Annotated in this window: 14 protein-coding genes; 9 read left to right on the forward strand and 5 right to left on the reverse strand. The window is 59.5% G+C overall.

Translation table 11 applies throughout. The features are described from left to right. Positions 1-465: 465 nt before the first annotated feature. Both Q0X68_RS00365 and Q0X68_RS00370 read left to right on the forward strand, forming a co-directional pair. Positions 466-2,961, forward strand: coding sequence for a GH116 family glycosyl-hydrolase (locus tag Q0X68_RS00365; RefSeq protein ID WP_297745878.1), 2,496 nt, complete (start codon positions 466-468; stop codon positions 2,959-2,961). Continuing rightward, positions 2,958-6,518, forward strand: coding sequence for a hypothetical protein (locus Q0X68_RS00370; protein ID WP_297745881.1), 3,561 nt, complete (start codon positions 2,958-2,960; stop codon positions 6,516-6,518). Before Q0X68_RS00365 ends, Q0X68_RS00370 begins: the two co-directional genes overlap by 4 nt. A gap of 366 nt (positions 6,519-6,884) precedes the next feature. On the opposite strand, the gene Q0X68_RS00375 is transcribed toward Q0X68_RS00370, so the two are convergent. After that, positions 6,885-7,688, reverse strand: a complete 804-nt coding sequence (locus Q0X68_RS00375) for a TIM barrel protein (protein ID WP_297745883.1) — start codon at positions 7,686-7,688, stop codon at positions 6,885-6,887. Positions 7,689-7,872: 184 nt separating this feature from the next. Between Q0X68_RS00375 and Q0X68_RS00380 the strand changes: the two genes are divergently transcribed. Then, on the forward strand, positions 7,873-8,244 hold the full coding sequence (locus tag Q0X68_RS00380) for a hypothetical protein (protein WP_297745887.1): 372 nt from the start codon (positions 7,873-7,875) through the stop codon (positions 8,242-8,244). Between the two features lie 543 nt (positions 8,245-8,787). Here the strand turns inward: Q0X68_RS00380 and Q0X68_RS00385 are convergent. Beyond that, positions 8,788-9,609: a hypothetical protein gene (locus Q0X68_RS00385; RefSeq protein WP_297745889.1), complete on the reverse strand. Its 822-nt coding sequence runs from the start codon at positions 9,607-9,609 to the stop codon at positions 8,788-8,790. Continuing rightward, complete coding sequence (locus Q0X68_RS00390) at positions 9,606-10,328, reverse strand: ABC transporter ATP-binding protein (RefSeq protein ID WP_297745892.1); 723 nt, start codon at positions 10,326-10,328, stop codon at positions 9,606-9,608. Before Q0X68_RS00390 ends, Q0X68_RS00385 begins: the two co-directional genes overlap by 4 nt. A gap of 130 nt (positions 10,329-10,458) precedes the next feature. On the opposite strand from Q0X68_RS00390, the gene Q0X68_RS00395 reads away from it, so the two are divergent. The 6 genes from Q0X68_RS00395 to Q0X68_RS00420 all read left to right on the forward strand — a co-directional run bounded on the left by Q0X68_RS00395 (position 10,459) and on the right by Q0X68_RS00420 (position 18,012). Continuing rightward, the gene (locus Q0X68_RS00395) at positions 10,459-11,619 is read left to right on the forward strand and encodes a sensor histidine kinase (protein ID WP_297745895.1); all 1,161 of its coding nucleotides are present in this window, start codon (positions 10,459-10,461) and stop codon (positions 11,617-11,619) included. Continuing rightward, on the forward strand, positions 11,613-12,275 hold the full coding sequence (locus Q0X68_RS00400) for a response regulator transcription factor (protein ID WP_297745898.1): 663 nt from the start codon (positions 11,613-11,615) through the stop codon (positions 12,273-12,275). Before Q0X68_RS00395 ends, Q0X68_RS00400 begins: the two co-directional genes overlap by 7 nt. A 277-nt stretch (positions 12,276-12,552) precedes the next feature. Beyond that, a complete protein-coding gene (locus tag Q0X68_RS00405) occupies positions 12,553-13,845 on the forward strand; it encodes an ABC transporter substrate-binding protein (protein ID WP_297745901.1) in 1,293 nt (430 codons plus the stop codon). Then, positions 13,835-14,758: a carbohydrate ABC transporter permease gene (locus tag Q0X68_RS00410; protein WP_108870990.1), complete on the forward strand. Its 924-nt coding sequence runs from the start codon at positions 13,835-13,837 to the stop codon at positions 14,756-14,758. The genes Q0X68_RS00405 and Q0X68_RS00410 overlap by 11 nt, the downstream gene beginning before the upstream one ends. A gap of 1 nt (position 14,759) precedes the next feature. Then, positions 14,760-15,650, forward strand: a complete 891-nt coding sequence (locus Q0X68_RS00415) for a carbohydrate ABC transporter permease (RefSeq protein ID WP_297745905.1) — start codon at positions 14,760-14,762, stop codon at positions 15,648-15,650. Between the two features lie 7 nt (positions 15,651-15,657). Next, positions 15,658-18,012 (forward strand): TIM-barrel domain-containing protein, encoded by a 2,355-nt coding sequence (locus Q0X68_RS00420; RefSeq protein WP_297745908.1) that lies wholly within the window; start codon positions 15,658-15,660, stop codon positions 18,010-18,012. Positions 18,013-18,099: 87 nt separating this feature from the next. Here Q0X68_RS00420 and Q0X68_RS00425 read toward each other — a convergent pair whose 3' ends face one another. Both Q0X68_RS00425 and Q0X68_RS00430 read right to left on the reverse strand, forming a co-directional pair. Further along, positions 18,100-19,194, reverse strand: a complete 1,095-nt coding sequence (locus Q0X68_RS00425) for an FUSC family protein (protein ID WP_297745911.1) — start codon at positions 19,192-19,194, stop codon at positions 18,100-18,102. Positions 19,195-19,266: 72 nt separating this feature from the next. Beyond that, entirely contained in the window at positions 19,267-19,803 is a 537-nt protein-coding gene (locus Q0X68_RS00430) for a nucleosidase (RefSeq protein ID WP_297745913.1), read from the reverse strand. Between the last annotated feature and the right edge of the window lie 41 nt (positions 19,804-19,844).

A 19,844-nucleotide genomic window follows, 5' to 3' on the forward strand; every position in this document is an offset into this window, starting at 1 on the left:
CTGACTCGCCTCGCAGTTGGGTGGGTGTCTGATGTCGATCGCTCGGTGCGAACATGGATTATTCAGTGTTTTAGGGATATTCCACGCCAGATCGTGCGATGTATCCCACTTCCGACTAGCATCGCGTTGCTCATTCTTGCTCTTTCGGATAGAAGTCTCGTTTCGCAATTCGCACTTGGGCCCGCCATTGGATTTACTGTCCTCTCTGCAGTATTTGCCTGCACCGACCTTGTGTTGAGTTGCCTACCTCCGAGTATTCGTCCTGGGACGTGGGCAGTTGCGTCTCGACGAGCTCCGGCTGTTCTGGGAAGCTTGGCCCTTGGGGTCATGGTAGCTATGTTTTCGTTGGCCACTTGGCCCGCGCTCATTCTTTTTACGACTCCGATCGTGGCCATCGTCCTCAGCTTTGGGATCTTGAAAGGCCTTCCTCTCGTCTTAACTAATGAATCAGTATAAGGAGCCCGTATGTCTATGCCTTTTGATCGTTCATGCATTGATCACTCTGGCCATCCCTTCGTCGCCATGCCAGTGGGGGGTCTTGGGACTGGGAACATGGCTATTTGCTCAGATGGCGCACTTCGCCAGTGGCAACTTCACAATATCGGAAATCACATTGGAGACCTTCCTCTTTCATTGTTCGCTCTCCGAGTAAGCTGTGTTGAGCCGCCGCTCGACGAGGTGCGTGTACTCCAAACGAAGGTTCTAGAGCATCCACAAACATCTCTTACGAATGATGACTTCATTCCGCCATGGCAAAAGAATATTGCGCTGACTAGAGGTGTTCAATCGGTATCATTTCGGTCTATCTACCCCGAGGCCTGGCTAGATTTCCACGATGATGATTTGCCGCTCGACGTCTCTCTAAATGCCTTCAATCCATTAGTGCCCCTAGAAACTGATGATAGTTCTATCCCCGCAGCTATGTTTAGCTTTCAATTGACTAATCGATCGCCACATGCGGTTTTTGGATGGCTCGGTGCATCCATGCTCAATGCCGTCGGTTGGGACGGAGTTACTCCTTTTGAAGGAACTAAGAATCCGCTCATGGGTGGCAATACGAACCGTGTGTCTCGTCATGACGGTTGGACTTCTTTGATCCTTGAGAATCACAATCTTGACGAGTATCACCCGGGTCAGGGCGATATGGTAGTTGCCTGTGACCAGGCGACTGCTCCAGTCCTAAGGCAATATTCCTCTGAAGCAGAGCTGTTTAGGTTCCTTGAGACACGCGCCATGGGCGTTCCTATCGATCGACCATCAGCGTCTATGTTAATCCCACAACCGCACGGGCCAGCGGAGGTGTCTGGATCTTCTCGATCTGGAAGTACATGGGCAGGAATGGTGGCACCCCGCTTCGACCTGGAGCCAGGGGAGTCCATTCAGATTCGCTTTGCGATCACATGGTCATTTCCGAATAGGTATGTGAACTTTGGCCAGTTCGGGCCTGAACGTCCAGAGTTCGGTCCCACTAAGTTTTGGCTGGGTAACCACTACGCGACGACTTATCCCTCTGCGACGGACGCCTTCGCGGACGTTGCCCGTAGATGGGACGTACTTCATGAACGTACCCGTCTCTGGACAGGCTGCCTTGCAGACAGCAGCCTGGATCCAGTGTCGGTTGAGAGATTCGCCGCCCAGCCTTCGTATCTCAGATCTCCTTCAGTCTTCCAGTCGGCTGACGGTCGGTGGCTGGGATTTGAAGGAGTTCTCGGTGCCTCTACGCGTATGTGGAATGCTGACGTTGGAGGGTCTTGCCCGTTGAACTGTACGCACGTTTGGAACTATGTGCAGGCTGCGGCCGCAATCTTCCCACAGATCGAACGGGACATGAGGGAAACAGAGTTCCAGGTTATGCAGCACCCGACGGGGTACATCCCTCATCGCGTTGTCGTTCCCACGTATTTGCCACAACTTTGGGATGAACCCATTGGTGGCCCTATAGATCCGGCGCTCGATGGCATGCTAGGAGCGGTTGTGAAAACGTTGAGGGAAGTACAGCGTGGAGCAGGATTGGACTGGCTAACGAAAATTTGGCCTGGCCTCTGCAAACTCATGGAGTACATTCAGGAGAAATGGGATAACCAAGGCGACGGATTCCTGCATGGCATTCAGCCCAGCACGCATGATATTGATCTTGCAGGATCAAACACCTTCATGGGAACGCTGTATCTGGCTGCGCTCAGAGCTAGCGAGGAACTCGCCAAGCTAATGGACGATGAAGAGGTCGCTGACAAAGCTCGTATCGCCTTCGAGCGATCCAGAGACGCCTATGAGTCTCTGTTTAATGGAGAGTACTTTGAGCAGCGGCTTGATCCTAGCGACAATCCCAACTATCAGTGGGTCACTGGATGCCTCTCAGATCAGCTTATTGGACAATGGTGGGCTCACGTCTTAGGGCTCGGTTATATTCTGGATCCTGAACATGTCAAGACTGCGTTGAAATCTATCGTAAAATATAACTTGCGAGATGACTTCACGGGATTTGAACATGGCTATCGAGTGTATGCAGAAGGCTCTGAAGCGGGATTATTGACGTGCACCTGGCCGCTTGGTGAGAGACCAGGCGTTCCCACTCGATATGCGGATGAGGTTTGGACTGGCGTCGAGTACCAAGTGGCGTCCCATTGTGCCTTCGAAGGTCTGCATGACCTGTCGTCACGGATCACGGATGCGGTCTGGGCTCGCTACGACGGAAGACGCCGCAATCCATTCAATGAGATCGAATGTGGCGATCACTATGTTCGGGCCATGGCAGGTTGGTCGATTCTTGAGGCACGAGCAGGTGTCGTTCCGACGTCAGAGGGAGACTTGAGAGTCAGGAAAGGCCTACCCGGAGCATGGCCCGTTGTTCACAGAAATGGATTTGGGTTGTTGCATCGCCTCGATGGACAGTGCAGCTTTGAGGATCGGCTGGGAGAGTTTACAGGAAAACTAATCGTTGAGGGTGATGAAAAGCCATGAGAAGAAAAGTAGTTGCAGGGGTGTCGGCGCTCGCTCTTTTGGTTGCCGGATTCTCGTCCTTGGGTTTGAGCCTAGCAGATGCGTCACCTTCATCTATATCGTCCTACTTCGACGAAATATTTCCTGGTGACTTAGAGGGGCCTTATCGAGAGAAGTATCTTTACGAAGATCATGGTTCTCAAGTAGAAAAGGAAGTTCCACGTATTGGAAGCTACGCACCCACCACCATCCACTTCCCACGTCCCTGGGCAACCAAGCGTTGGGCAGATGGGAATGACTGGTTCTCCTATCGAATACCGGTGGCCAAAAAGGAACCTGGACCTTTGATTCTCACTATGGTGACCAAGGGCGAGCTTGTGGTGACGGTAAACAAGGATACGCAGATCCTTAACACGGGAAATTCAGGAGAAGGTGACTACACAGCCCGGGAATTCCTTCTGGATGATCCTTCTATGTGGAGCACTGGTTATGTCACGGTGACATTCAGGGACGCAGATCCGAGCGACGGCTGGGGTCCCAACCTCTACGACCTGGAACTTGGAACCTCCTCCACTCTGCGTAAGAGGATCGAAGCTCTCTGGTGGAATTCACGCCTTGAATGGAACGTAGGGCTACCAGATGGATTTGGGAATGAGTTTCAAGGGGAGAGAAAAGTCCTGAAAGTGGGCGAAAATTACACCGCACTCACAGAAAATGGCAAAATAACTCTCTCCTGGGATCAGCGTATCGACCCTAGTCGCCGATATATTCTCCTCGCAGGAGCTCAGGCGCGAACTATAGGGGGTTGGAACCATGGCCGTGGGAATATTATCCTCGATGTGGGGGATAGTGGAACTCCCGAAGTTGATAGAGCTGTTAAAGCCCACAGAGTCGTCGATATCGATGTTACCAGCCAGCTCAGAGCGTCTGGTAACAAAGTGTCGATAACCGTGACTGATGATGCTGTGCGAGACTTTGTAGCTCTGGTGTCCGTGCCATCAGATACATCTATGGATCCCGAGGGCTTACGTGTCAAATTTGGGGGCAATGCGCAAGCCGACGCCTTCACGAGGCTCGCCAACACTTCAATGTTCTTCACATTGAACATGTTGAACGATAAGAACTCTGGATTTGTCGACTCTTCCATGACGAATGGAATGTTTGCCAACACTCTCTTTATCGCAGATGTTGGTCCGGCCGCGCTTGAACTGCTGCATTACGGAGAGCTTGATAGGGTCAGAGAAATTATTAACTACACCCAGCCGGACTCAAGCGGTCACTATGATCAGGACATTGCAGCAGGTAATCAATTGTTTGCCGCAATGCTGGGTTTGCTGCGAGCTGATAACTATTCCCAGGGGAGCATGGAGAAGTACTGGCCTGTCATCCGCTCTGGCATGAATCGACTCGTTAACATGGTCGAAGAAAGTCCCCAGAATCTCGTGGAGGGACTGAACTGGGAGACATCAGGTATGTCTCAGAGTATCTATGCGAGTGCAACATCATATTATGTCTTGCTGTCAGCAGCTGAATCTGCAAAGGTAAGAGGATATAATCACGATGGGAAACGGTGGGAAGAGTCGGCCGTAAAACTTCGTGAGGGGATGCTAAAGAATCTTGTGTGGCGTTCTGGTGATAGTTGGGACGGGCGTCAAATGAGGGCGGGTACCTGGAAGTATGGTGTCCGAAAAGATGGAACCATGCCCAAGAGCCCATTCGCTGCCTGGCACTCTGTGGGAGCTGCTAAAGATCTCTATTATGGTCTTGAAGGTGACGATCCGGTGATGCGACGGATCAGCGATCTCACTTTGGATTTCCATCAGCGAACTTTCTGGCCAGACTGGTCACGCTCAGGACATGTCTGTGGATTCGGAACCTCATACGGCGTCCTCTCGGAGCGCGGTGGATGGCCGTTGAACTCCATGCTGCAAGGTGACCGTATTGGAGATGCGACGCGTAACATTAATCATGTAACGTTTAACTCTTACGACCTCAATTTTCTCCCTTATGGGAAGAATCCTTCGATTGGTTGGGACAATGAAGCCGACTATGCTGAATGGTCACCAAATCTGATTGTGCGTGAGGTAAACGCCGATGACCGCGGGTCTGATCCGAAGTTGGGTTGCCCTCCTGGTGACGGCAATGGAGTCGGTTCTGAGGATCTCAATCTCGTTGAGTACATCCTGTTCCTCAAGAACTCAAGAATCATCGTTGGGCTTGATGATCAGCTCGAGGCGGGGTCACAGGTCACTGTGGCACCTCGTCTCCCACTCGGTTGGAAGACAGCTCAGATTCGCGAATGGCCGGTCACTGTTCGCGGTGAAGGGGCCATGAAGAGGGCAAAAATGAGCTACAGATATGAGCTCTCTTCATTAAGAGCGCGAATGACTGCCAGTGCCGATACATCTGTGAATGATGTCAAAGTTCGGCTAGGCCCCTTTGCCTCGACTTCCGTAGTTCAAGGAGCGAAAGTCAATGGGCAGTCTGTTCATACAGACGAAGAAACGCGCGGAGATAGCCGCTGGGTTTGGGTCACTGTGCCAAGAATCGACACGCAGGAGTCAACAATTGAAGTCGACATGTCGGACAGCAATCTTCAAGCGTCTCCATCAATGTCCAGTGTTAATGACTGGGCCATCACAGGCGGTTCTTGGGATGCCGCTGATGAGCGGAGCGGGATCGTGCACACAGCAGGCGATGCGTGGGCGACTGCTCCCGGGGGCTCTGGGGCGGACGTTCGGGTAAGCGCCGAGGCGTCCTTAGACTCCGGCAACGCTGTGGGGCTCTTCGCGAGATCGAACGGCGCTGGGACCACGGGCTACGAATTTATTATTGACCGTGTCGATAGCAAAGCAAAGCTCGTTAAGCGACCCTACAAAGTTCTAGCTAGCCAGGCAATGACAGTAAACCTGGAACGCCCGTACCTCTTGGAACTCATGGTGCAGGGTGATGAAGTCATCGGACGCATTGATGGTGTCGAAATACTGAGAACTATTGACACAACGTACGCTTCTGGAGAATCCGGGCTGTTTGCCTACTCCTCGACAGCACGATTCACTAATCCCACTATCCATAAACTACCTACACCGCTGCTAGTCAAGGATGTGCAGGAGCAACAAGTTGGTTCATGGTCGGCCAATGCAGGCAAGTGGACGGGCGCTTCCCAGCGGATCACAGTGACAGCATCTGGAGATGCGTGGGCACTTATTCCCTCATCGGAAGCATCCGAGTCCCGCCTCGTCGCAGACGTGACTCTGGTATCTGGCAATGCGGTCGGTCTTTCCTCTCGCGTTCGCGATTTTGGGAGCAGCGGATATGACTTGATTCTTGATGATGCGGATGGTCTGGTGAAACTGTCCAAACGTCCGTACAAGGTTTTGGACGCTGAACCCTTTAATGTCGTACCGGGCAGAAAGTACCGTTTGGAGCTCGTGAGCGAAGGGGGCACTCTCAAGGGATTTGTCGATGGTGTCGAACGGGTTCGCGCTGTCGACAGTACCTACAGCTCGGGCTCTATGGCTCTTTTCGCGTACAAGTCCGCCGCCAAGTTTGAAAAGGTAGAGATCAGAGAGAAGTGACTGCTCAACGGAGGCGGGTGGTTCGCAGTTCGACGCCACGAGCCACCCGCCTCCGGAGGTATCTGCTCATTCAGAGCCCTCGCAGAGTAAGCCAGAGCATTTCGTCACCACATGAGCGTCGACTACCTGGAGTTGCGTCTCAAGTGCCGTCTAGCCTGAGCTGTACTTTCTCAGTTACTTTGAAATTGGTGTGTAGTTTGATGCACCTGTTTCATGGCTCTCAGCTCTGAAACACAGGTGGCGATGGCCACCGCCGCGTTGATGCTGTCGTTGTCTATGTTGGCGTGGCCAATCCGAATGGCGTGTCTATGGGTCCCCGAGGAAGATCCATGCTTCGGGACTACCTACTCTTTCCCGCGCTGGGCACTACTCCTCGTCGTCGAGATTTGAGAAGGTTTCGATGAAGGTCTCGATGGCAGTTGCGGAATCGTGTTTTGCCCACGCCTCCATGCACACGGTGCCGGTGTACCCCATGGCATGGAGGTGCTTCGCTACGTTGCGGTAGTTGATTTCACCGGTTCCAGGCTCACACCGTCCAGGAACATCCGCCACCTGCACCTCTCCGAGATATGGCAGGGCCGCCTCGCAGGTTGCGATGAGGTTCCCGTCGCCAATTTGTGCGTGATACAGGTCGAGGTTCATCCTGATCCGTGGTGAATCGACAGCCTTAATCAGTGCCAACACATCATCCGGATGGGAGAACGGCGTGCCCGCGTGATCCACGGGAAGATTGAGGTTTTCCATTTGGTAGACGACGTCATGCCACTCGGCGATGTCAGCAAGTCGCAGCAGCGTTGTCGTAGCCTTCGCCCACATGGCGCCCGTTACCACTTGTACCGGCTTCACCGGGAAGCCTCCCTCACCGAGGCCAGTGCCGTGGAAGTTGAGTCGAGGCTTGCCCAGAATCTTGGACTTGATCGCCCCCTGCTCCGCAGTATCGAGGAAACGCTCAATCTCTTCATCATCGGTGAGGTTGCCTGAGATGTATGCGTTCATGTTGAGCACCGGCACTCCGGTGGCAGCGATAGCCTCGAGGTCGACGTGCTCCTCATGCCAGTTCCAGAGTTCGGCGGCGATGCCGAACTCGCCGATGCGTTTCACCCGCTCAGTGAGTGGAAGATCGAGAAACTGCATCTCTGCGCAAACTGCTAGTTCAAATGGTGTGTTCATGCCACCCTCCTTGTGATGTGCCAGGCGCTCTCGAAGGGAACGCTGCCAGTCCACCGGCCATGGGGGACCGCCTTGCGTTCAGTCGTCGGGTTCAGGGTAGGGCTTCGATGAGCCGACGGTGAAACTGCACGCCCCAGCCGGACCGGCCGACACTTACACTGATGCGACCAGAGGGGAGACACACATGGAACAGCAGCCTTACGACTTCGACCAGCCGGAACCTGGGCGTTCGGAGGCGGCACCTGAGTCTGCTCAGTACGGGTACGAATCGCGACGTTCGTACTCCGATTTCGCAGACGTCCAGCCCGGGAGCAAGGCGCCCCAGAAGCGTATGAGTGTCCGAGGCACTGTTGGCATCGTGTTGCTTGTGGTGGGCGTCGGCTTGTTTGCGCTGCCGTTCCTCCGCAACTTCGGCATCCTCCAAGCCCTGGGCATCGATCTCCATCACATGGCGCCGGGGTTCCCGTCTCGAGGTTTTGGGTTCTTTGAGCTTGCGTTCGTCGGGTTCGTGCTCATCGTCATATCGGGATGGCTTCGTAGAAGTTCAAAGTGGTAGCACGTCTCGCCAGATGCGATATCCGGCGCTGAAGGACCGGAGCGGGTCATCCAGGTATCAAACTGATATCGATTACAAAAACTGCCTCAAAGTGACACCGCCGTGTGCATGGCACTTCCTGACAGATACTGGGTGTCACCGCGGCGAAACTTCAGAGGGCCAGCGATCACGAGAACCTTTCGGGTGAGCTCCCACGATAAGTAGCTTGGATCGTTCGATGATTATCACGCCGACGGACTCATGACCTCGTAGTCGGAACAACACACCGAGTGGGGGCTCGTTCGGGGAAGCCTGAACGAGCCCCCACCCATGTTTGGGTGCTCCCACTCGGTGCTGCTTAGTTACATTCGGGACGAGCACTACTCGTATCGACGCTGGCCGCGGGTGCGACGAAGAAAGGTGATTGGTCAGCCCTCGTCGAAGGAAGCGAGCTACCGGATATTCACAAACTGACGACTGATCGATTCACAAACTGACGACTAAAAGACTCACAAATTGACGACTGGGTCTCTGCCAGTGCGGATTTCGCTCGTCGCGAGACGCTCAAGCCGCCTCACGACGCAACGTGCGGAGAATGCCAAAGACTAGAGGGAGTACCACCCAGAAGGCGGTGGCGACGACGAGTTTCCAGACGCCGGCGGCATCGTCGCTTTGGAACGCGAGGGCGGCGCTGGTTTGCAGATTCAGCCACTCGGTCGCCTTCATGAGGCTCTCACCAAGTTGGGAAATGATCTGGAGCACCATGGGAGCCCCGATCACAATCGCGATGCTGAGAGCGCTGATGTGCACTACCAGAGCCAGGGCGAACGCGCTTGCCATCGTGAGGAACCAGACGGTGAACTCACAACCCACTTCGCCCCAATCCGCCCACATACCGGTGAGCGAGATGCTGTTGGCGAGCCGAGTCGCCCAGGTGGTGAGCAGTGCCGTACCAGCGATGAGCCCATAGCCGACGACCGTCACCACCGTGGCGACGATCGCCTTCGCCCCAACCACCATTCCTCGCTGGGGAACGAGGGTGAACGTCGTCATCGCCGACCGGGTGGTCCACTCTGAGGCCACCGGCACAATGATGAGCGCCGGGAACACCAACTGCACCAGGAGCCGAATCGCGGTGGCGGAAGTCAGCCAAGGCACATAGACGGGCTGGCCGGTCTCGACGTCGAGGAACATCGTCGTGTATCCGAGCCCGAGACCAATCGCCATGGCCCCTATCAGCGCGAGGCATGCGCACATGAGCATCCGCAATGACTCGGTGTGAAAGAACTTACGAAACTCGACGGCCACCACGCGGCCGAGTGTGACCGGCTTCGGTCGCGCATCGACGAGGGGAACGTCGGTGTAGGTGGCTGTTGCGATGCTCATCGGAGTGCTCCTTCGCGAGAGGTGTCGGCGGTCAGGGTGAGAAACATGTCTTCAAGGTCTTCGCTGGAGGCGAGCAGCTCGGCCATGGGGCCGTCGTGGACAACGCGGCCGTGGCCGATCATCACCAGCTGATCGGCAATCTGCTGCACCTCATGGAGCAGATGGGAAGACAACAGCACGGTGCCGCCATGCCGCGCGAAGTCTCGCAGCAGGTTGCGCATCCAGCGGATACCAGCAGGGTCCAGGCCATTCGCTGGCTCGTCGAGCACCAGCACCGACGGAGCCCCGAGCAGCGCGTGCCCGATCCCGAGGCGTTGCCGCATACCGAGCGAGTACGTCTTCACCTTCCGCTTAGCTTCCTTGGGCGTCAGACCGACGAGCGCGAGGATCTCGTCGACCCTGGAATGGGGGAGCCCCAAGAGCATTGCCCCCTCGACGAGCACCTCGCGCCCGCTGCGTCCGGGATGCAGCGCCGATGCGTCGAGCATGATTCCTACTTGCGCGGCAGGGTTGACCAGCTCCCGGTAGGGCTGCCCGAGGACCAGCGCCTGACCCCTCGTGGGGGTAGCGAGACCGACGAGGCAACGCATCGAGGTCGACTTGCCGGCGCCGTTGGGGCCGAGGAAACCGCAGACCGTGCCGGGTTGCACGGCGAAAGAGATGTCGTCGACGGCGGTGACGTCGCCGTAGCGTTTCGTGAGGTGCTTGAACTCGATCATGAATCCAGCACACCGCAGCCAGCTGGGCTACAGCCAGGGGCGAAGGGCTGCACTTCTCGGTCCGAACGATGCCTCGTCGGTAGCCCAAAGATGCTGCCGCTGGGAGGACTCTCACCCGTAGGCTGAGGATATGGATGAGTACAGGCCGGGTAGATGGGGCAAGGTCTGGCGCTACACAATCGCATCGCTGTGCGCCTTGTTGTTCTTCACCGTTCCGACGGACGGGAGCACGCCGCAGGCCGTCGCCGTGCACTTGGCCGCTCTGGGTGCGGCGCTGTACGTGATCCGCTTTCGGTTTGCTCGTCCTGTGGTGGTCGCCGTCGGGCTCGTGCTCGCGTGCCTTGTCGTCCCCCCAGTGCTCCCGTTCGCAGCGTGGGCCTACCTCAGCTTGTGTACCCGTCGCCGCTGGTGGGCGACGGTGCTCGTCGGTGTGTTGCAGATCGTGGTGATGGCGAGAGCAGCCGTCACGACCAATGCCATCAGCGTCGACGCAGCGCCCCTAGCGTCAGGCGTGAGCGAGGTGGTGTTGCGAGGCCTGTTTGCCGTCACACTCTCGACGCTCTTCACCGTCGCGCTCGCAGCCATCGGCTCCTATCTCGGCTCCCGTCGCGCCGAAGCGGCCGCCTTGCAAGCACGGCTCGACATGGCCGAACGCGAAGCGCTGCTGGTAGAACGTGAGTCGCGGGCCGAAGAACGCAACCGCATCGCGCGCGAGATGCACGACGTCGTCGCCCACAAGATCTCGCTCATCTCCATGCACGCCGGCGCGCTCGCCTACCGCGACGATCTCTCGCCCGACGAGATCAAACAAGCGGCGCACACCATCCAAGAGAGCTCCCACCAGGCGCTCAGCGAACTGCGGGTGATCCTCGGCCAGCTACGCCAGAAAGAGGGCGACGACGTGCTCCCGCCCCAGCCGTCGCTCGCCGTCGTCGGGGAGCTTATCGACGCACAGCGCGCCGCAGGACGCCGCGTCACCTACACGAATAGCTTGGAGGGAGAACCTCCCACGACGGTCAGCCGACAGGGATATCGGATTGTGCAGGAGGCCCTCACGAACGCAGCGAAGCACGCGCCCGGCACGCCGGTCACGCTCGATCTGGCCGGAAGCCCGGATGCGGGGGTCGCCATCCGCGTCGTGAATCCGCTCAGCCTGGCCGCGCCTCGAGCCGACGGGGCACGCGTCGGCCTCATTGGTCTCGACGAGCGCGTCGGTACCGTCGGCGGCCGTTTCCACGCTGGTGTAGACGGTGCGGGACAATTCGTCGTGGAGGTGTGGATGCCATGGTGAGAACGAAACTGGCGGTGGTGGACGACGACGCCCTGGTGCGGGCTGGGCTACGCATGATGCTCGGGGGCAGCTCGTCGCCGTTCGAGATCGTCGGAGAAGCCTCCGACGGCAACGGCGCCGTGGCGCTGGTGGAGGAGCAACAGCCCGACATCGTGCTCATGGACATCCGCATGCCCGGCCTCGACGGGATCGAAGCCACCAGGCGGGTGCTGGCGCTGCCGAGCCCGCCCAAGGTGGTCATGCTCACCACGTTCAACTCCGACGACCTCGTACTGGAAGCGCTGCGCGCTGGTGCCCACGGGTTCCTGTTGAAAGACACCCCGCCGCCACAGATAGTAGAGCTGCTGCAGCATGTTGCGGCAGGGGAGCGGGCGCTGTCACCGCAGGTGCTGGGAGCAGTGATTACCGCGGCGACGTCGAATCCCGGCGACCAGCGTGAGCGCGACGCCCGCACTGCGCTCGAAGCCTTGTCGAAGCGGGAGCTCGAAGTGGCCGTTGAGGTGGGCCGTGGCCTGTCGAATGCCGAGATCGCGGCCAAGCTGTACCAGTCGATGGCGACCGTGAAAGCGGCGATCACGCGTGTACTCGCGAAGCTCAATTGCACGAATCGCACCCAAGTGGCGATCATCGTCCACGACGCACGGTTGCTTGACTGAGGGGCAGGCGGTGGGCCAGAACCCCGTAGTGGTGAGTGGTGTGTGGATGGTGTTTCGCGTGTCGTCTTCCGTCTCTGTCGAGAGCCAACGTGGTGATGTCACCGCTTGACAACAAAAGGTTGCCATTTGTTGCACTGAGACCATGATGCCTGTTTGAAGACTGCAGGTTCCCCGAGTGCAAGTGATAACGTCCGAGTTAACCGAACAATGCGCTCCCAATGCGGCGGAGCACGAAGGTCGCATGTCCCGTGCGATTTCAATGACGAAAGGTAGCAACGTGGCTCTCCACACCAAAGGTATTTTGAAAGGCATCGCTGCGGCTGCAGCAAGCCTCGCTCTGCTCGCCGGTTGCGCACCGGGCCAGTCCGACGATCAAGAGGCGGCGACAGAAGACAAGGACAAGAACCTCTCCTACGTCTACTTCACCGATGGTCCTGACGAGCAGGCCACCCGGGATCTCATCAAGAAGTTTGAAGAGAAGTCCGGAGCCAAGGTCGACCTCCAGATCGTCCCATTCTCGGATTTGGAGCAGACCCTTCAGCAGCGCATCGCGGGCGACAACGCCCCCGATGTCGCCCGAATCGACAAGCTGGCATCCTTCACCGACGATCTGTTGGATCTGAACCAGTACCAGAAGGAAGCCTTCGACGGCACCTTCAACCCCGGCATGGACCTGGCTGCGATGAACGGCGACGCGCGCATCGCAGCTCCGAACGACCTGACGCTCAACGGGCCCATCGTGAACGTCGACCTGTTCAAGAAGGCCGGCGTCGAAGTTCCCACCGCAGACAAGCCATGGAAGTCCTGGGACGAGATGATGGAGGCGGCCAAGAAGGTGCAGCAGGCTGCCGGCACAGAGAATGCCGTCGCAGTCGACGTCTCCGGTAACCGTTTCTCGACGGTGTTCTCACAGTTCGGCACCTCGGCGATTGATAAGGACGGCAAGAACGGGTGGGACGAGACCAAGCTCACCAAGGCTCTCACCAAGCTGAACGAATGGCATCAGGACGGCACGATGCCGAAGGACCTGTTCCTGCAGGCCGGCTCCAAGTACAAGGCTGCAAACGAGATCTTCCTCGCTGGGCAGGTGCCCGTGTACTTGTCGGGTAACTGGCAGGTTGCGGCGTTCTCGTCGGATGCAGAATTCGATTGGGCCGTCGTGCCGAACCCCTGTGAAGAGCGTTGCGGCGGCTTCCCTGGTGGTAAGTTCCTCGTCTCCTTCAAAGGGGCCAAGAACCCCAACCTGGCTGCGGAATTCATCGCGTTCATGAGCGAAGCCGACCAGCAGAAGTACATGGCTGAGAAGGCGAACTTCATGCCTACCCGTCAGGATCTCCTCGAAGGCGACGTGACCTACGCTCAGCGTCAGGAAGACATGGAGGTGTTCCAGAAGGGCGTCACCGAAACCCCCGAGGACGCGTTTTCCTCGGCCTTCTCGCCCGCCTTCCCGAACACGACGAAGGTGATCATCGACGAGATGGCCAAGATGATCGACGGTCAGGCCAGCCCTGAGGACACGGCGAAGGCCATCATCAAGGGCACCGACGAGAGCATCGAGAATGTCTCCTAGCAGCAATGCGGAGGCGCCGGGGCGGCGTCCTCGACGTCGGCACAAGCTGACGTCGAAGGCCGTCGCCCCGTACCTCTTTATCCTCCCGAACATGGTCGTGTTCGGCCTCTTCACGATCATCCCCACGTTCAACCTGTTCAACATGGCGCTCTACGACTCCAAGAACGGGCGCAAGTTCACGTGGGTCGGGACAAAGAACTTCGAGCGGATCGTCAGCAACGAAGAGTTCGCCCAAGTGGCGCTCAACACACTCATCTACACCGTGGCATTCGTCGCGCTCACGATCGTGCTCGCCACGATCGGCGCGATCATGCTCAACGATTCGTTCAAAGGCAGAGGCTTCTTCCGGGCTGTCGCGTTCTTGCCGAGCCTGCTGTCTGCCGTGGTGATCGGCCTGCTCTGGGGCTGGATCTTCGACGGAAGCAACGGCTTGGTCAACGTTGCGCTCGGGGCCTTCGACATCCCTGCGGTCGGGTGGCTCGTCAATGGCAGACTCGCGATGGGCGTGATCATCTTCGTCGGACTGTGGTTCCACACCGGCTTTTACACACTCATCATGCTGTCGGGGCTGCAGGGAATCGACGGCAACGTCTACGAGGCCGCGAGGGTGGACGGAGCAACTGGCCTTCAGACGTTCTTCCAGATCACCTGGCCGCTGCTCAGGCCGACGACGTTCGTCGTGCTCATCTTGTCCACCATCTCGGGCTTCCAGTCATTCGACTTCATCTGGACACTCACCGGTGGTGGCCCCGTCGGGTCGACGACGCTCATGGTCCAATACATCTTCGATAAAGCATTCAGCACTCCAGCGAGCTACGGCATGGCATCCGCCGGCGCTGTGGTGTTGTTCGTCGCGGTCTTCTTGGTGACCGTCGTGAACTACCTCAATGGACGCAGGAAGGACGCCGCCTGATATGTCTGCTTCCGCTGAGACCAAAGCCCCATCTACCTGGACGTCTATTCCCGAACCTAGCGGCCGCAAAATCCAGCACAGCCCGGCGTGGAAAATTCTGCGCACGGTGCTGCTCACCTTGATGTCGCTCGTCGTCCTCATTCCGCTGGCTTGGACGTTCATCTCCAGCTTCAAGACGCCATCGGAGCTGGCTGCGCGCCCACCGAAACTGTTTCCGTCGAGTTGGAACTTCGACAACTACACCAACGCGCTCGCGCAGTTCGACTTCGGTACCTACATCGCCAACTCTGTCTTCGTGACGCTGACCGCCACCGTCTTGACCGTGATCATCAACGTCATGTGCGCATATGGCCTTGCGAAGTACAACTTCCGTGGCCGCAACCTGCTGTTCCTCGTGGTGCTCGCCACGATCATGGTGCCGCTCCAGGTGATCTTCATCCCCGTGTATCAGATGGCTGCGAGCCTTGGGCTGGTCAACAGCCTATGGGGCATGATCATCCCGCCTGCTGCCACGCCGACGGGTGTGTTCCTCATTCGCCAATACATGCTCAGCATTCCCGACGAGCTCATCGAGGCTGCACGGGTTGACGGCTCGGGCGAATTCAACACGTTCCTGAGGGTTGTGGTGCCGCTGTGTGGGCCGCCGATCGCCGTCGTCACCATCTTCTCCATCATGTGGCGCTGGAACGACTTCCTCTGGCCGAAGATCATCGCCCAAGACAGCAACCTGTACACGCTGCCCGTCGCGCTGGCGCAGTTCAACAGCCAGCTGACAGTGCCGTTTAACTACCTGCTTGCTATGTCGGTGGTGTCGATGGTGCCGGTGATTATCGTGTTCCTTTTCCTGCAGAAGTACATCGTCGCGGGTATCGCCAATACCGGTATTAAGTGAGGACATCGTGGAGGACCTGAACGAGATCACGGGCGCGTCGGTTGTGGATGGTCACGCCGAGTTCACCGTCGAGGGCGGGTTCACGCTGCGCGTAGAGGCGTACGGGTCGAGGCTGATGCGGGCGTGGGTGACCGATGGGGAGCCGACGGTGCCTCGTACCTGGTCGATTGGCCCGGCCACACGCCCCGACGGCACCCGCCCTGACGCGCCGTTCGAGGGGTATCCGCGCTCGAACCCCGGCGGGCGCGACACCGTGCCGGTGGCGCTCGAGGAGCGCGACGGTGAGTGGATCGTCGACGCGGGCGACCTGCGCGCGGTGGTGCGCGGCGAGCCGCTGCGCATCGAGTGGCAGCAGCGCATGGCCGACGCGTGGGTCACCGTGCTGGCGGATCGCGACACGGGTGCCTACACCGTCGGATCTGTGTCGGGGCGGGTATCGCACTACCAGCAGCATCGCGCGGGCGACCGCTGTTTCGGGCTTGGGGAGAAGGCCGGCAGCTTCGAGCGCACCGGACAGAAGTACGAGTTCCGGTGCCTGGACGCGCTCGGTTACGACGCGCTCGAGACCGACCCGCTGTACAAGCACTGGCCCTTCCTCATTGTGCGCACGGCCGCCGGGCCGTTCGTCGGAGTGTTTTGGGACAACACCGCGACGACGACGATGAACGTCGGTCAGGAGAAAGACAACTATCACCTGCCGTACCGCTCGTGGAGCGCTGAGATGGGCGACATCGACTACTGGGTGCTCGCCGAAGGCACGCCGCAGGCGCTCACCGCGGCATTCACCGACCTCATCGGCGGCACGTCGTACCCGCCCACCTGGAGCCTCGGATACTCCGGCTCGACGATGCACTACACGGATGCCCCCAACGCCGCCGAGCAGGTGCTCGGCTTCCTCGACGAGTGCCGCGAGCACGACATCCCCGTCGACCTCTTCCAACTCTCCAGCGGATACACCACCATCGACGGCAAGCGCTACGTCTTCAACTGGAACCGCGACAAGTTCCCCGACCCCAAGGCATTCTCCGACGCGTTCCGCGCCGGCGGCGCGCACTTGGCCGCGAACATCAAGCCCGCGCTGCTGCGCGACCACCCGCGCTACGCCGAGGTGCGCGACCTCGTGGTGCAGGGCCCCGACGGCCCCGACATGCAGATGTTCTGGGACGACTACGGCTCCAACCTCGATTTCACCAACCCCGCGACGATCGACTGGTGGCGACGGGGTGTGCGCGAACAGCTGCTGGAAATGGGGATTGAATCCACCTGGAACGACAACAACGAATTCGAGGTATGGGACGAGCGCGCCACCTGCTTCGGGTTCGGGCAGGCGATACCGATGCGTGCGATCCGCCCCGTGCACACCTTGCTGATGGTGCAATCCTCCGCTGCGGAGCAGCAGGAATTCTCCCCTGACGAGCGCCAATACCTCATCACCCGATCGGGGCTGCCGGGCGTGCAGCGGTACGCGGAGACGTGGTCGGGCGACAACTACTCGTCGTGGCGAACCCTGCGCTACAACACGCTCATGGGGCTCGGGATGTCCGTCTCCGGAATGCTGCGCGTCGGCCACGACGTCGGCGGATTCGCCGGCAACAAGCCGTCGCCGGAGCTCTTCACTCGGTGGGTGCAAAACGGGGCACTCCACCCGCGGTTCACCATCCACTCTTGGCACGACGACGGCACCGTCAACGAGCCGTGGATGTACCCCGAGCAACTCCCTGCCATCCGCCAGGCGATGCAGCTGCGCTACCGGCTCCTGCCCTACTTCGAGCATCTCTCGTGGCGGGCGCACGTCGCCAACGAACCGATCATCAAGCCGCTGGCTTGGGGTTTCCCCGGTGACGACGAGGCGTGGGGCGAGCACACCGACTTCCTGCTGGGCGACGAGTTGCTGGTGGCGAGCGTCGTCGACGAGGGCGAGACGCGGCACCGCGTATACCTCCCCGACGGTGGGCTCGGCTGGTACGAGTTCGACCGCCCCGGCGAGTTCTTCGAGCCCGGGCAGTGGGTGGAACTCGACGCCCCGCTCGACCGCCTGCCCGTGCTGGTGCGCGCCGGCGGGGCGGTGCCCGTCGGGGAACGCATGGGATATGTGTCGACGACGGCGGATACCTCGCGCGAGCTACTGCTGTTCCCGGCGCCGGGCTCGGCCACGACGCGCGGGCAGGTGTACGCCGACGACAGCCACACCCACGCCTGGCGCGAGGGTGAGTATTGCCTTGTCGATTGGGAGATGACCTCGGACGCTACCACCGTGCGGGTGGTGCTGCGCACGTCGGGCAGCTGGAAGCCCGCCTGGGGTGAGATCCAGCCGGTGCTGCCGGCGTGGGAAACGCGCGAGCTCGTCATCGAGCGGGTGTGAGCACCAGCGAAAAGTGACCGTTATCCTCCACGTCCGCAAAATTTCCCCCTCAAATGGGGCAAAAATGCCGCGTGTGGAGGATAACGGTCACTTTCTGGTGAGTCCCGGCAGTTGCAGCAGGAGACGATCCTCGCGAGTGAGGTTGCGCACCTGCCGCACGATGCGGGGCTGGTACTCAGACGGGTATCCCCACGCCACCACGCCCAGTGCAACGATTGCGCCGATCGCCGTCTCCACCGCTCGAGCGATGAGCATCTCCCCGACGGGGTATGACGACGCGAGATGGGTCATCATCAACGCCATGGGTGTGATGAATAGCATGCCCATGCTGTAGTTGCGGGTGACGTACATCTCGCCCAGGAACTGCAGCACGATGATCCACACGATGAGCTGCCATGGCTCAGTCGGAAACGAGAGCAGAAATGCCGCGATGAGGATGCCGCCCAGCGTGCCGACGATGCGGTGCACTGCGCGCATGAATCGGATGCGCCGGTACGGAGAAATGAGCGGCGCCACCGACGCCACCATCGCCCAGTAGGGATGCGACAGCACGGGCAACGCGTCGATGGAAAGGATGCCGATGGTGCCCGCCAGGAACGGCGCGACGAAGAATCGCACGCCGTGCCCGACGAGGTGGCTCGGCGTGTAATGCCTTGTCACCATGGGTGCCGAGTCGGGGAGCGACCCCTCACCGATGAGGTGCGCGAAGGCCCCGAAGACGACGGAGACGCCGGCGGAGAGGAACGCCACGAGCATCGCCAGCAGCGGCGGGGCGCCGTCGTGCACACCGCCGACGGCGGCCGTCGCGAAGATGAAAAAGACGGATCCGGCAGGGCGAAGGTTGAACCGGGCAGCGATCATGGCCGTCACGGCTGAGACGACGGAGCTCACGAGCATGATCGTCCACGAGTTCACCTGGAGTGAGCCCATCGTGGCGCCGATACCGATACAGACGGTGATCATGGCGCCCGCGAACGACTGGCGTAGGAACCGGGATCGACGCGATTCGTGGCGGGCGTAGATGCCGGTGAAGGAGCCGAACGTGGCGTAAATCGCTAAGTCAAGGCGGCCTAGGAGGAGCAAGGTGAGTAGGGGGAGCGCCACACCGACGGCGATACGGAACGCTGGAATGTGGTCGCGGCGCGACGGCGCCATCGTGAAGAACTCTTGTACCTTGCTCATCAATCGCATCACCCGCCGGTGCAGTGTACTCGCGTGTGAGGCAGAGCCTGAACCGCGAGCGGGATGGCTGTGCTACGACGACAGCTCGGCGTACGCGTCCGCGAGTGCCCGGGCGGAGCGGTCGACGACGTCTTTCCAGGCCACGGCAGCCTCGTCGGCGGCATCGGAGACGTGCTTGATCATGAGCAGCTCGACGCCCAACGCGCGGCAGGCGTGGGCGACGGCGAACCCCTCCATGTCCACGATCTGGCATCGACGCAGCAGCTCGTCGCGAGCCGGGCCGCCTGCGACGAACGAGTCGCCGGAGCCGAGCACGGGACCGTCGCCGCCCAGCTCGATGCGGTCGTCGATGTGCAGCCCGGCGGCGCGCAGCTCGTCGGTGTTGATGTCGCGATTAATCACGGCTGACGGGCGACAGATGCCAGAGATCGACGGGTCGAGGGCGCCCACCGACCCCAGGTTCACCACCCGCGACGGTCGATGCTCGAGGATGGCGCGGGTCGTCGCAACCGCTGCGGGGACCATGCCGATGCCGATGAGCTCGACGTGGACGCTGCTCGGCAGGTGCGCGGCCTCTTGAGGTGCTGCGATGAGGACGAGGTCAGTCATGGCCGCTACTTTGCCAGACGAACAACGCCGCGCGGCACCCT

It is taken from the genome of uncultured Tessaracoccus sp. (assembly GCF_947286155.1).
In the GTDB taxonomy this organism is placed as follows: Bacteria; Actinomycetota; Actinomycetes; order Propionibacteriales; family Propionibacteriaceae; genus Arachnia.